Annotated in this window: 14 protein-coding genes; 7 read left to right on the top strand and 7 right to left on the bottom strand. The window is 58.0% G+C overall.

Features of this window, described 5'->3' with window-relative positions:
- Position 1: 1 nt before the first annotated feature.
- Both ACR0MV_RS17645 and ACR0MV_RS17640 read left to right on the top strand, forming a co-directional pair.
- The gene (locus tag ACR0MV_RS17645; RefSeq protein WP_480703064.1) at positions 2–2890 is read left to right on the top strand and encodes a DNA translocase FtsK; all 2889 of its coding nucleotides are present in this window, start codon (positions 2–4) and stop codon (positions 2888–2890) included.
- 40 nt (positions 2891–2930) lie between these two features.
- Positions 2931–3527 carry a LolA family protein gene (locus ACR0MV_RS17640; protein ID WP_170427441.1) on the top strand — a complete coding sequence of 199 codons (597 nt, stop codon included), beginning with the start codon at positions 2931–2933 and terminating at the stop codon, positions 3525–3527.
- A gap of 12 nt (positions 3528–3539) precedes the next feature.
- Here ACR0MV_RS17640 and ACR0MV_RS17635 read toward each other — a convergent pair whose 3' ends face one another.
- A complete protein-coding gene (locus tag ACR0MV_RS17635; RefSeq protein WP_480703063.1) occupies positions 3540–4121 on the bottom strand; it encodes a transglycosylase SLT domain-containing protein in 582 nt (193 codons plus the stop codon).
- 60 nt (positions 4122–4181) lie between these two features.
- On the bottom strand, positions 4182–5063 hold the full coding sequence (locus tag ACR0MV_RS17630; RefSeq protein WP_170467962.1) for an AEC family transporter: 882 nt from the start codon (positions 5061–5063) through the stop codon (positions 4182–4184).
- Positions 5064–5143: 80 nt separating this feature from the next.
- Here ACR0MV_RS17630 and hspQ point away from each other — a divergent pair, with 80 nt between their 5' ends.
- Positions 5144–5470: a heat shock protein HspQ gene (gene hspQ, locus ACR0MV_RS17625; protein WP_170427435.1), complete on the top strand. Its 327-nt coding sequence runs from the start codon at positions 5144–5146 to the stop codon at positions 5468–5470.
- A 34-nt stretch (positions 5471–5504) separates the two neighbouring features.
- Here hspQ and ACR0MV_RS17620 read toward each other — a convergent pair whose 3' ends face one another.
- The 3 genes from ACR0MV_RS17620 to ACR0MV_RS17610 all read right to left on the bottom strand — a co-directional run bounded on the left by ACR0MV_RS17620 (position 5505) and on the right by ACR0MV_RS17610 (position 8102).
- Positions 5505–7082 (bottom strand): gamma-glutamyltransferase family protein, encoded by a 1578-nt coding sequence (locus tag ACR0MV_RS17620; protein WP_480703061.1) that lies wholly within the window; start codon positions 7080–7082, stop codon positions 5505–5507.
- Between the two features lie 210 nt (positions 7083–7292).
- On the bottom strand, positions 7293–7736 hold the full coding sequence (locus ACR0MV_RS17615; protein WP_480703060.1) for an ATP-binding protein: 444 nt from the start codon (positions 7734–7736) through the stop codon (positions 7293–7295).
- A 27-nt stretch (positions 7737–7763) separates the two neighbouring features.
- Positions 7764–8102 (bottom strand): STAS domain-containing protein, encoded by a 339-nt coding sequence (locus ACR0MV_RS17610; protein WP_170427429.1) that lies wholly within the window; start codon positions 8100–8102, stop codon positions 7764–7766.
- 102 nt (positions 8103–8204) lie between these two features.
- On the opposite strand from ACR0MV_RS17610, the gene ACR0MV_RS17605 reads away from it, so the two are divergent.
- Both ACR0MV_RS17605 and ACR0MV_RS17600 read left to right on the top strand, forming a co-directional pair.
- The gene (locus ACR0MV_RS17605) at positions 8205–9377 is read left to right on the top strand and encodes a thiolase family protein (RefSeq protein ID WP_480703059.1); all 1173 of its coding nucleotides are present in this window, start codon (positions 8205–8207) and stop codon (positions 9375–9377) included.
- 53 nt (positions 9378–9430) lie between these two features.
- Positions 9431–9883 carry a GAF domain-containing protein gene (locus ACR0MV_RS17600; protein WP_170467970.1) on the top strand — a complete coding sequence of 151 codons (453 nt, stop codon included), beginning with the start codon at positions 9431–9433 and terminating at the stop codon, positions 9881–9883.
- A 48-nt stretch (positions 9884–9931) separates the two neighbouring features.
- Here ACR0MV_RS17600 and ACR0MV_RS17595 read toward each other — a convergent pair whose 3' ends face one another.
- Together ACR0MV_RS17595 and ACR0MV_RS17590 are read right to left on the bottom strand one after the other, a co-directional pair.
- Complete coding sequence (locus ACR0MV_RS17595; protein ID WP_170467972.1) at positions 9932–10321, bottom strand: SHOCT domain-containing protein; 390 nt, start codon at positions 10319–10321, stop codon at positions 9932–9934.
- 109 nt (positions 10322–10430) lie between these two features.
- A complete protein-coding gene (locus ACR0MV_RS17590) occupies positions 10431–10712 on the bottom strand; it encodes a DUF1294 domain-containing protein (RefSeq protein ID WP_170468116.1) in 282 nt (93 codons plus the stop codon).
- Positions 10713–10829: 117 nt separating this feature from the next.
- On the opposite strand from ACR0MV_RS17590, the gene ACR0MV_RS17585 reads away from it, so the two are divergent.
- Together ACR0MV_RS17585 and ACR0MV_RS17580 are read left to right on the top strand one after the other, a co-directional pair.
- Positions 10830–11399, top strand: coding sequence for a helix-turn-helix domain-containing protein (locus ACR0MV_RS17585; protein ID WP_480703058.1), 570 nt, complete (start codon positions 10830–10832; stop codon positions 11397–11399).
- Positions 11399–12022 carry a LysE family translocator gene (locus ACR0MV_RS17580; RefSeq protein ID WP_475201223.1) on the top strand — a complete coding sequence of 208 codons (624 nt, stop codon included), beginning with the start codon at positions 11399–11401 and terminating at the stop codon, positions 12020–12022. The genes ACR0MV_RS17585 and ACR0MV_RS17580 overlap by 1 nt, the downstream gene beginning before the upstream one ends.
- Position 12023 lies beyond the last annotated feature (1 nt).

The raw sequence follows: 12023 nt of genomic DNA, 5'->3' as shown, positions 1-12023 counted from the left end.
AATGGCATCATATAACGCGCGCAACCGCGATCCATTGCTGGACAGCACGACTCAGGCCGCCATCGAGCGGCGCAGTAAGGAACTGATCGGGATCGCCCTGATCCTGCTCGGGTTGGCTTCGGCCGCGATGATCTGGTCCTACACCCCGGATGATCCGAACTGGATGGTGTCGACCGACGCGCCCGTGCAGAATTGGATGGGGCGGATCGGTGCCTCGATCGCAGCACCGCTGTTCATGATCGTCGGCTGGGGCAGTTGGAGCATCGCGCTGGTGCTGATCGGTTGGGGGGTTCGCTTTGCCGGACACTTTGGCGAAGAACGCGCCGTTGCCCGTCTGATCTTTGCCCCGATCTGGATTGCCGTTGTGTCCGTTTATGCCGCGACACTGGTACCGGGTGAAGCCTGGCGCACGACGCACAGCTTTGGTCTGGGTGGCCTGTTTGGCGACACAGTCATGGGCGCATTGCTGACGTTGCTGCCGATTTCGTCGCATTTCATGGTCAAGCTGATGTCTCTGGCAATGGCTGCCGGGATGCTGGCGCTTGGGACATTTGTCCTTGGCTTCACAAAGGCGGATGTGCGCAAAGGCGCACGCGCCTTCCTGCTGGGTCTTGTGATGGCCTACGACCTGCTGATGAACCTGCTGGGGCGGGGTGCTTCGGCTACTGCTCAGGCGGCTCGCGACCGTCGCGCGCTGTGGGAAGAACGCAAGGCTGCCCGCGCCGAGGCGGTGTTTGACGATGATTTGGCCTATGCTGACCCGATTTTCGAAGAGCCGGAACTGGAAGTTGAACCCGAGCCTGCCAAGCCCGGTCTATTGGCGCGGATGCCCAGCCTGATCCGCCGTCCTGAACCAATGCCAGAGCCGGAACTGATCGACCGCGAACCGGTTGCTGGGTTTGATGAGATGCCGGGCGAAGATCGAATTCGTTCAAAGATTTCCGCTGCCGTCCGCAATCGTAAGGTGGCCGTCGGTGAGATGGCACCGGAACATGACCCGAACCTGCCGCTGACCAAAGGGCGCGGTCGGGGGCCGGACCCGTTGATCCTGAATTCTGGGGCAGGGGAATTGCCGCCCGAGCCACCGGTGACCTCGGTCGGTCTGCCGCCCGAGCCGATGCTGACCGCAGATCCAGCGCCGGAATGGCAGCAGGAGCCGCTGCATCAGGATTTTGCGTCTGAACCGGATTTTGAAGACGAGGCCGTGTTCGAGGACGCGCCCGAGCCTGCGCCGCAGCCGCGCCCGGCGATGAAAATCCCCGTGGCCGAACCACGCAAGCCGGTGGTGGCGCAACCCGTGCGCCGTGCGCCGCAGCCCTCGCGCCGCGCGCAGGCCGAGGCGCAACCGGCACTGTCCTTCGAAGACCGGCATTCGGATTTCGAATTGCCGCCGCTGAGCCTGTTGTCCAACCCGGCCAGCATTCAGCGCCATCACCTCAGCGATGAGGCGTTGGAGGAAAACGCGCGGATGCTAGAGAACGTTCTGGATGACTATGGCGTAAAAGGTGAGATCGTCAGCGTCCGCCCCGGCCCAGTTGTCACCATGTATGAACTGGAGCCCGCTCCGGGCCTGAAGGCCAGCCGCGTGATCGGTCTGGCTGACGACATTGCGCGGTCGATGTCTGCGCTGTCGGCACGTGTTTCGACCCTGCCGGGCCGCTCGGTCATCGGTATCGAACTGCCCAATGAAAACCGCGAGATGGTGGTACTGCGTGAAATCCTTGCCAGCCGCGATTTTGGCGATGGCAACCACGCGCTGCCGCTGGCCTTGGGCAAGGATATCGGCGGTGAATCCGTTGTTGCCAACCTGGCCAAGATGCCTCACCTGCTGATCGCGGGTACGACCGGTTCCGGTAAGTCGGTTGCGATCAACACCATGATCCTGTCGCTGCTGTATAAGCTTTCGCCGGACGAATGCCGCCTGATCATGATCGACCCCAAGATGCTGGAACTGTCGGTCTATGACGGTATCCCGCACCTGCTCTCACCCGTTGTGACTGACCCGAAAAAGGCGGTCGTGGCCTTGAAATGGGTCGTGGGCGAGATGGAAGACCGCTATCGCAAGATGTCCAAAATGGGAGTGCGCAATATCGCGGGCTACAATGGGCGTGTGAAGGATGCTCTGGCCAAAGGCGAGATGTTCAGCCGTACGGTCCAAACCGGCTTTGACGACGAAACCGGTGAACCGACGTTCGAGACGGAAGAGTTCGCACCAGAATCGATGCCATATATCGTCGTCATCGTCGATGAGATGGCGGACCTGATGATGGTCGCGGGCAAAGAAATCGAAGCTTGCATCCAGCGTCTGGCGCAGATGGCGCGGGCCTCGGGTATTCACCTGATCATGGCCACACAGCGCCCCTCGGTCGATGTGATAACCGGTACGATCAAGGCGAACTTCCCAACCCGAATTTCGTTCCAGGTGACGTCGAAAGTCGACAGCCGTACCATTCTGGGCGAGATGGGCGCCGAGCAATTGTTGGGGCAGGGCGACATGCTCTATATGGCGGGCGGTGCCAAGATCACGCGCTGCCATGGTCCATTTGTCTCGGACGAAGAGGTTGAGGAAATCGTCAACCACCTGAAACAGTTCGGCCCGCCGGACTACATGAGCGGGGTTGTCGATGGCCCGGCCGAGGAAAAGGCCGACAATATCGACGCGGTTTTGGGTCTGAACACCGGTGGCAACACCAACGGCGAAGACGCCCTTTACGATCAGGCGGTGGCGATCGTGATCAAGGATCGCAAATGCTCAACCTCTTACATCCAGCGGAAACTTGCCATCGGCTATAACAAAGCTGCGCGACTTGTTGAGCAGATGGAGGACGAAGGCGTTGTTTCGTCGGCAAATCACGTCGGTAAGCGGGAAATCCTCGTCCCGGAGCAGTAGGATATTTAATAACAAGGGCAAAGCGCTTATCTGATGTCACATGAAACAGATTGCTTTTGCCCTTGCCCTGACACTGGCCGCACCCGCGGCCTGGGCCGCTGACAAGCTGCCATTGTCGCAGATATCAAACTACCTGAACGGTCTGAAGACCGTTGAGACGACATTCACGCAGGTGAATGATGACGGCTCGCTGAGCACCGGTAAGCTATGGATGGAACGGCCTGGCAAGATGCGGTTCGAATACGATCCGCCCAACAGTGCCGTTGTTCTGGCGCGTGCAGGAACGGTGCAGATTTTCGATCCCAAATCCAATCAACCGCCCGAGCAATACCCGCTGAAACGCACGCCGTTGTCGTTGGTGCTGGCGCGGAATGTGAACCTTGGGCAGGCCAATATGGTGGTTGGGCACGACTTTGATGGCACGGCCACGGTCGTTACGGCTCAGGACCCCAAGAACCCTGAATCCGGACGGATTGAATTGATGTTCACCGGAGATCCGATTGAGCTGCGCAAGTGGGTCATTCACGACAATGCGGGCAGTCAGACCACTGTCCTGCTGGGGCAGCTAACCACAGGCAAGAATATCAGGAACGACCTGTTCTCAAGCTCAAAAAGAAGCGGGTCAAGCAATCGCTGACCCGCGCAATTGTCAGTGTCGGCAGCTTGCCAGCTGGGCCTGATATAGCTTGGCGCGCGCATCCACATCGTTGGCCACGTTCAACAACCAGGTTTTGCCATGGTGGCTGCCACGGGCATAGCCGGTGTGACCTTCGTGATAGGCGAGATACTGGTTGCGTGTGTCGGTGGGATGGATGCCATTCCGCTGGTAGCTTTTGTTCATGTACCAGCCAATGAAATCCGAAGCGTCCCGGATGCGATCCCGCTTAGCCCGGCGCTTGCCGGTTTCCTTGCGGTATTCGTCCCAGGTTCCGTCCAGCGCCTGGCTGAACCCATAGGCGCTGCTTTGGCGGCCCATGGGGATCACGCCCAGCACATATTGGTGCGGTGTGCGCGCATCGTGCTTATAGCGGCTTTCCTGGTAGATCGTCGCCATCTGAACGTGGACAGGGACACCCCATTTCCGTTCTGTGCTTTTGAAGGCCTTGATAAAATCAGGCCGTTCGCGCGCAATGCTGCACGCGTCGTTCAATCTGCTCGGCGGCTGTTTCGACCCGCCGCCACAGGATGCCAAAAGAAGCACCCCTAGGAGTACGAAAAGAATTCTGCTCATGTGCCTCGTGCCTTTTTTCTTTATTCTAGCGCAGATTGAGAGTTTAGGAAATCACAATCGTTACAAAACAATAGCTAGAATGATAGGCAAAGCGCCCACAGACAGCACCGTCGAGACCATAACCATCCCGGCAACAGCATCTGAATCCGCGTCAAACCGCTCGGCCAGCAAATACGCGGTGACGGCAACCGGGGTGCACATTTGCAAAACCATGACGCCAAAGGCAATTGCGTCCAAATCAAAGGCGCGGGCGATGACCCAGCCGAGGGCAAAACAGACCACCAGTTTCAACGCCGACAACCAGATCGCCTGACCCAGTTTGCGCGTCGTCAACCGCGCGATCGCGACCCCAACGGTGATCAGCATCATCGGGACGGCCATCTGCCCCAAAAGCTCGAGAGTGTTAGTCAGAAATAGCGGCGTTTGCCAACCTCGCCACAGAAACAGCGCGCCCAGAAGCGTGGCCCAAACCATCGGCTCGCGGGCGACTTTGCCGAATGCGCCCTTCCCGGCGACAAGATAGATGCCGTAAGTGAATGAAAACAGGGCGGTAATGGCCAGAAAGATGACAGCAAAACCCAATCCCGCCTGCCCAAAGGCAAAGATGCACAGCGGCAGACCCAGATTGCCCGTGTTGCCAAAGATGAGCGGCGCAAGATAGGTCCGGCGGTCCAGACCTGACAGCCGGACAAACACGCCAAACACCACAGCCAGAGCCACATGGCCCGCAATTGCAGCCAGTGTGAAGCGAGTTAGTTCGCCCCCCGGAATCTCGGTTTGCATCAGCGCCACAAAGATCAGGCTCGGCACGGCCAACGTCACGGCAAGGCGTGTTACGAACTCCAAACGGTATTCGAAACCCAGCTTAACCCAGGTGAATCCGATGCCCGCCAGCAGGAAAACCGGAGCCACAATTTCGAACACTGTCAGTAAGAGGTTCACAGACTGTTTCCTTTAATTTCCGATCAATGATTGGCATTTCGGCCCGGAAAGAGGTAGTAACATCCTTGGGGGCTGAGAATATGTTGACTACAAATGCCAAGTACCGCCTGGGACAGGTGGTCCGCCATAAAAAACATCCCTTCCGAGGGGTGATTTTCGACGTGGACCCGGAATTTTCCAACACTGAAGAGTGGTACCAGGCCATTCCCGAGGACAGCCGCCCCATCAAGGATCAGCCGTTTTATCATCTGCTCGCAGAAAACGACCAATCCTTCTATGTGGCTTATGTTTCAGAACAAAATCTGGTTGCAGACCAATCCGGTGAACCGGTGGAGCATCCGGATATTCCTGATATGTTTGGTCCTTTCGAGAATGGCGCGTACCCGCTGCATTTTAATTTGAATTAAGTGAACCGGTGCGCTTTTGCGCGCACCAAGTTGGTCAATAACCCAGTGCACAACCATCTTTTCTGGGGTCGCTTGCGCCCTCCAGAACGCCGTCCGTGCGGATTCGGATTGCCTGAGCGCCACCAAGCGGCGTTTCCGGAACCTGAACGCTGTGCCCTAAGTCCGACAATTGTTGAGACGTGCTGGGCGGAAATCCGCGCTCAAGCTTCAAAACCCCGCCATCGGCAAAGGCACGCGGGGCGTCGAAACTGGCTTGCAAGCCCAGTCCGTGATCCTTGAGGTTCGACAGCAGCCGAGCGTGCCCCGTGGGTTGAAACGCGCCGCCCATGACGCCGAATGGCATCATCACGCGCCCATCCTGTTTCAGCATGCCCGGGATGATCGTATGCATCGGGCGTTTGCCCGGTCCCATCTCATTCGGGTGTCCCGCCTGCAAATTGAACCCACTGCCGCGGTTCTGCAGCAGAATCCCATATTTCTCCGAGGCGATGCCAGACCCGAAGCTGTGGAAAATGGAATAGATCAGCGAGACGGCCATGCGATCCCGGTCAACCACGGTGATGTAAACCGTATCCTTGTGAATGGACTCGGTCAGGGGTGCGGCTGCGGGCATGGCGCGTTTGGGGTCGATCAGCGCGGCCAGTTTGTCGGCTACAGTCTGGTCCAGAAACCGTTCTGCGTGGGTCGTGTGGTCAGGATCGGCAATGAACCGATTGCGCGCATCATAAGCGAGTTTTGAGGCTTCGGCCTCAATATGAATGCGCTCGGCGCTGAGCGGATCAAGGCTGCGTAGGTCGAAATTCTTCAGAATATTGAGCAGCAGGATCGCCGTTGCGCCCTGACCGTTTGGCGGATGCTCGACCAGTTCGATGCCATTATACGTGCCGCTGACAGGCTGGGTTTCGGTGCACTGGGTGGCCAGAAAATCCTCGGCGGTGTGACTTCCGCCTATCGCGTTTAAGCCGTCGATCATGTCCTGCGCAATCTCGCCCGAATAGAACGCGTCGCGACCATGCTGTGCCACTTGGCGCAGAACCTCTGCCTGTCCGGGTGATCGAAAGACCTGGCCGATATTCGGGACATTGCCGTTAACCAGATAGTGGTCTCGCGCCGCGCCCTGCAGGGTTGGTGCGCCGATCTGCCAGTCGAACGCAACCCGCGGTGCGACCGGAACGCCGGTTTCTGCATAATGGATTGCGGGCCTCAAAATGGCGTCCAACCCCAACCGCCCTTCGGTTGTGGCCAGATGGCAAAACGCGTCAATGGCACCGGGGATGGTCACCGCGTCTGGTGTGTTCAGGGGTACAGCGTCCAATCCTTGGGCGCGCAACCGATCCGCATCCGCCGCAGTTGGCGCGCGACCAGAGCCGTTCAGAGCACGAACCTGATCTTCGCCCGCGCGATTGAACAAAACAAAGCAATCACCGCCGATGCCAGTCATTTGCGGTTCGCAAATGCCTAGCAGCACGGCACCTGCAATGGCCGCGTCCATTGCGTTTCCACCTTCGGTGAGGATGTTCAGGGCAACTTGGGCGGCCAATGGGTGCGACGTGGCGCACATGCCTTCGGTCGCGAATACTTCGGACCGACCCGGAGTGTGAAAATCCCTCATGGCTTTGTCTTCCCCTTTTGAACGCGCCGAAGGTAAAGCGCGGTCCGAAATTGTCTAGTCACATCAAGGAGAAGTTCCTCGGCGCCGGTCACTGGGTGGGGGCTGTGATACATGGCGCCGAGGGAAGCTATCTGAGCTACGGATACTGTTTTGCCCTTTGTTTGCGGCGCGGCAATGGTGCGATCAGGGCGTTTATGTGGCCTTTTTTGGTCAACCGGCGCAGTTGGGGAAGTCGAATCGCAGGGACAAGCGGTTGCACCCGTCGCGGCGTTCATAACGAATATCGCTGGTCAGTTCGTGAATCAGGAACCAGCCAAACCCGCCTTCAGGCAATTCATCTATCGATGTGCCCAACGCTGCGGGCACTCCGTCCGGCACCCGAAATCCTGGCAATGGATTACCGGTGTCCGAAATCAGGATATCCAGCCAGTTTTGGTGCAAACGGCAATGCACTTTGACCTTGGCCGGTGTGATCCCCGCGTAGGCATGTTCGACGACGTTATTGATTGCCTCGGCGAGGGCGATCTTCACGTCACCTGCCTTATGCGCAGGTAAGCCCTGCGCCTCAAGACCTTTGCTGAGCTGAGCGATTCCAGCACTGGCTTCGGTTTCGGTTGCAGCAAAGCTGAGGTCCAAGCAGTTACCGTTACTCATGGCATCGCGCCTACTCAATCCGTGGTTTCACTCAGTCGTCGGTGCCAGAGCATCGTCCAGCGTCGGGTAGAGTTTGAAAACCGTATCCATGCGAGTCAGCCGAAACACCTTTTCCACAAACGGGTTCAGCCCAGCCAGATCAAGTCGGCGGTCGCGGCCCAACTGTTTCATTGATGCGACTATGGCCCCAAGACCACTTGAGTCGATGAATTCGACGCCCGTCAGGTCCAGAACAACGCGCGCCGCACCGCCTTCGGCTTCGTTACGCATATCTTCTTTGAATTGGATGGCCATCGCGGCATCGATCCGGTCGGAATGCACGGTGATGATTTGGGTTGTGTCTGTTGTCGTACTGCTCAGGGCCATGCGCGCCGCTTCTCTAAACTGAAAATCGCTCGTAGAAATACGCTAGACGGCAATTCTTACCATTCGGTATCCATCTCTGGGAAAAAACAGAGGAGCATCCAGATGAAGCAAGTCGTAATTGCCGGTGCGGCGCGCACCCCGATGGGTGGGTTTCAGGGGATGTTCGATTCTGTGACGGCCGCCGATCTTGGCGGTGTGGCGATCAAGGCCGCATTGCAGGGGGCAGGGACGGAAACCGTCGACGAGGTTCTGATGGGCTGCGTTCTGCCCGCCGGGCAGGGGCAGGCCCCCGCGCGACAAGCCGGTTTTGCGGCGGGGCTGGGCGAAGATGTTCCTGCCACAACGCTAAACAAAATGTGCGGCTCGGGCATGAAGGCTGCGATGATGGCCTTTGACCAGATTGCCTTGGGGCATGCGGACACGATGATTGCCGGCGGGATGGAGAGCATGACGAACGCTCCTTACCTGCTGCCCAAAATGCGCGACGGCGCGCGGTTGGGTCATGCGCAAGCGATGGACCATATGTTCCTGGACGGGCTCGAGGATGCCTATGACAAAGGCCGCCTGATGGGCACTTTCGCCGAGGACTGCGCCGAGGCATTCCAGTTCACGCGCGAAGCGCAAGACGAATACGCGCTTCGTTCATTGTCGAACGCGTTGGCCGCTCAGGAAAACGGTGCTTTCGCGGATGAAATCACTCCGGTGTCGGTCCGCACCCGTAAAGGCGAGGTGACGCAGAGTGCTGATGAACAGCCCCTTTCGGCGCGGCCCGAGAAGATTCCGACACTCAAACCCGCATTCCGTAAGGACGGGACAGTGACGGCGGCAAATTCGTCTTCGATCTCGGATGGTGCTGCGGCGCTGGTACTGGCGTCCGACGACGCAGCCGAGGCGCAGGGGCTAACCGTTCGTGCCCGAATTGTCGGTCACGCAAGTCACGCACAGGCACCGGGGCTTTTCACCACCGCGCCTGTACCGGCTGCGCAGAAACTGTTGACCAAGATTGGTTGGTCCAAAGACGATGTCGATCTTTGGGAAGTCAACGAAGCCTTTGCCGTTGTGCCAATGGCCTTCATGCACGAGATGGGCTTGCCCCGCGATATCGTCAACGTGAATGGCGGTGCCTGCGCCCTTGGTCACCCAATCGGTGCATCAGGCACTCGCATCATGGTCACATTGCTGAACGCGTTGGAAAAGCGAAACCTCAAGCGCGGAGTGGCAGCCATCTGTATCGGCGGCGGAGAGGGAACGGCCATTGCCATCGAACGCGTTTGACGCTTGGACGATTTCCAAATACTCCGGCGCAGACGTTTTCCAAGGGTGTGACCATGATCGCCGACTATGAAACACTTGCCAAAACCATCGCGGCGTTGACCGAGGGCGAAACCGACGACGTGGCTTTGATGGCTACGATCGCCTGCGAGGTGCATCACGCCGATGACCGTTTCGACTGGACGGGATTTTACCGCGTGACCGAGCCGGGTGTGCTGAAGATCGGCCCCTATCAAGGCGGGCACGGTTGCCTTGTTATCCCCTTCGACCGGGGTGTTTGCGGGGCTGCAGCGCGTACGGGTGAAGTTCAGCTGGTCCCGGACGTGGACGCGTTTCCCGGGCATATCGCCTGTGCGTCGTCGACCCGGTCCGAGCTGGTACTGCCGGTGCACAATGCTGTCGGTGAGGTCATTGCCGTGTTCGACATCGACAGCGATCAGCCTGACGCGTTCAATGATCAGGACGCCGACAAACTGGCTGAAATCCTGTCTGACGTATTCGCCAAATAGCATAGGCCGGGGGTGTTCCCCGGCCTTTTCGTTTCAAGCTGCCGTTGGTCAGGCACTGAGGATCTTGGCTTTTTGCGCCTCAAACTCCTCATCCGTCAGCACGCCTTTGTCCTTAAGCGTTGAAAGGCGTTCCAACTCATCCGCCGTGGACACAGTTGCAACTGAGCGAATGTAGTCCTTTTGCGCCTGTTCCATTTGGTTCATGGCTTCGACGTTATGCTGGTGCATCCGTTCGCCACGGATCAGCACATAGGCCAGAACGCCCAGCCACGGGATCAAGATCACAAACGCGATCCACAGTGCCTTGGCACCGCCGCTCAGGTCCTTTGAGCGAAAGACATCGGCCACGACCGAAACCATCACCCAGAACCAGGCTACCATCAGGAACAGCCAGAAGATTGACCAGATTATGTCGAAGAAACCGATACCGTTGTCCATCTCTCATCCAACCCTTTGCTAACAAGTAAGTTTTTTGTCCGGATAACGTGGTATTGTAACAGACAGCTTTCGGATTGGTTAGTCTGATATGCATGGTCACGAATTTGTCTTAGAAGACGTCGGCAAATTTTTGAGTCGACAGTGAGTAGATCAGAACGGCCTGAGCGCCGAGTATTCCAAAAAGATAGTATGAAAACAGCTTCTTGCGTGTTTTGTGTCGGAAAATCCAACGCCCTACCAAGGCACCAGGTCCGCCGCCCAACGCAGCCAGCCACAAGAGTTTTCGTTCAGGTATACGCCTTTTCCGTTTGCCAGCCCTCAGCTTGTCCCAGCCAAAAGCCAACAGAGTCAGGCCATTTATGACCCACAGATAAATCACCGCAATCCACATGATGGACGGATAGCGAAACAAAGCTGCGTGCCCAAGTGAAAAAATCCTTGGAATTTTCACAGAATCAATGCACCGTGAAAAACGAGGATAAAATTTCACAGACACCCGGAGCGTTCAGTGAACAGTCAGGCCCCACAAAGCGCCACGCTCGGCGCAGACATTCGCGCGTTGCGCAAGGCGCGCGGACTGACGCTGAGCGAGATTGCTGCCCGACTGGGTCGCTCTGTCGGGTGGCTCAGCCAGGTCGAGCGCGACATGTCGGACCCCTCGATTTCCGATCTGCGCCAAATAGCGAAATGTCTGGGAGTGCCGATGTCGATGCTGTTCGCGCACTCGGCGGCCCCAGCTGAAGAACAAGGCTATGTCGTGCGCGCCGGTACGCGCCGCCCGATGGGATCGGGAGAAGAAGGTCTTATCGAAGAGCTGCTTTCGCCGGATCTGACCGACGATTTCGAGATGGTGCATTCGACATTCAAACCGCACTCGAAAATGCAGACACCGGCTAATCGACCCACGCAGGAGGTTGGCTATATGGTGTCTGGTCGGTTGGATCTGACGATTGGAGATCGTGAGTTTATTGTCGGTCCTGGCGACAGTTTTCGGATCAAGCATCAACCCTATCAGTGGTCGAACCCCTATGATGAACCCGCCGTGGCCATCTGGGTTATCGCCCCGCCGGTGTACTGATGAGTTTCGAGGCTTGGACCATTTTCGCGCTGTTCTGGGTGGTGTTTGTCACCACTCCGGGGCCGAATGCGGTCAACTGTATCTCAAATGGGATGAGCCTGCCGTTTCCCAAGGCGATGCTGGGGGTTTTGGCGATCCTGACGCAGGCCAGTGCGTTTCTGATCCTGTCTGCGCTGGGCGTGACGGCTCTGATCGCGGCCTCGCCGACTGGGTTTTTCATAGCTAAACTGGTGGGGGCAGGCTTCCTGATTTGGCTGGGTGTTCGCGGCTGGATGAACGCCACGCGACCGGCCCCGGCGACAGAACGTCCCGCGCGTCATGTCTATTTGCACGCGCTGGCCGTTGCCACGATCAATCCCAAAAGTGTCGCCGGTTACCTCGCCGCCTTTTCGCAGTTCGTGCAGCCGGACGTGCCGATCTGGCAGCAGATGGCGGTGATCATGCCGACGGCGCTGATCATCACAACGCTCAGCTACACCGGGTTCACCCTGTTGGGTGCGCTGATGGGCAAAGCCGCGCTGGGTGCTGTGTTCAACGTTTGGGTGCGCCGGGTTATGGCCGCCTGTTTTATCCTCTATGGCGTGTTGCTGGGCACCAGCTCTGCGCCTTCGGCAAAGGGGTAGT

The sequence above is a fragment of the Ruegeria sp. BC3 genome (genome assembly GCF_056539265.1).
This window is presented reverse-complemented; position numbering and strand designations above follow the sequence as displayed.

Bases quoted from the DNA above. Each gene is read 5' to 3' on its own strand.
- ACR0MV_RS17645 (WP_480703064.1), top strand. From the start codon at position 2: ATGGCATCATATAACGCGCGCAACCGCGATCCATTGCTGGACAGCACG.
- ACR0MV_RS17640 (WP_170427441.1), top strand. From the start codon at position 2,931: ATGAAACAGATTGCTTTTGCCCTTGCCCTGACACTGGCCGCACCCGCG.
- ACR0MV_RS17635 (WP_480703063.1), bottom strand. From the start codon at position 4,121: ATGAGCAGAATTCTTTTCGTACTCCTAGGGGTGCTTCTTTTGGCATCC.
- hspQ (WP_170427435.1), top strand. From the start codon at position 5,144: ATGTTGACTACAAATGCCAAGTACCGCCTGGGACAGGTGGTCCGCCAT.
- ACR0MV_RS17620 (WP_480703061.1), bottom strand. From the start codon at position 7,082: ATGAGGGATTTTCACACTCCGGGTCGGTCCGAAGTATTCGCGACCGAA.
- ACR0MV_RS17615 (WP_480703060.1), bottom strand. From the start codon at position 7,736: ATGAGTAACGGTAACTGCTTGGACCTCAGCTTTGCTGCAACCGAAACC.
- ACR0MV_RS17610 (WP_170427429.1), bottom strand. From the start codon at position 8,102: ATGGCCCTGAGCAGTACGACAACAGACACAACCCAAATCATCACCGTG.
- ACR0MV_RS17605 (WP_480703059.1), top strand. From the start codon at position 8,205: ATGAAGCAAGTCGTAATTGCCGGTGCGGCGCGCACCCCGATGGGTGGG.
- ACR0MV_RS17600 (WP_170467970.1), top strand. From the start codon at position 9,431: ATGATCGCCGACTATGAAACACTTGCCAAAACCATCGCGGCGTTGACC.
- ACR0MV_RS17595 (WP_170467972.1), bottom strand. From the start codon at position 10,321: ATGGACAACGGTATCGGTTTCTTCGACATAATCTGGTCAATCTTCTGG.
- ACR0MV_RS17590 (WP_170468116.1), bottom strand. From the start codon at position 10,712: ATGTGGATTGCGGTGATTTATCTGTGGGTCATAAATGGCCTGACTCTG.
- ACR0MV_RS17580 (WP_475201223.1), top strand. From the start codon at position 11,399: ATGAGTTTCGAGGCTTGGACCATTTTCGCGCTGTTCTGGGTGGTGTTT.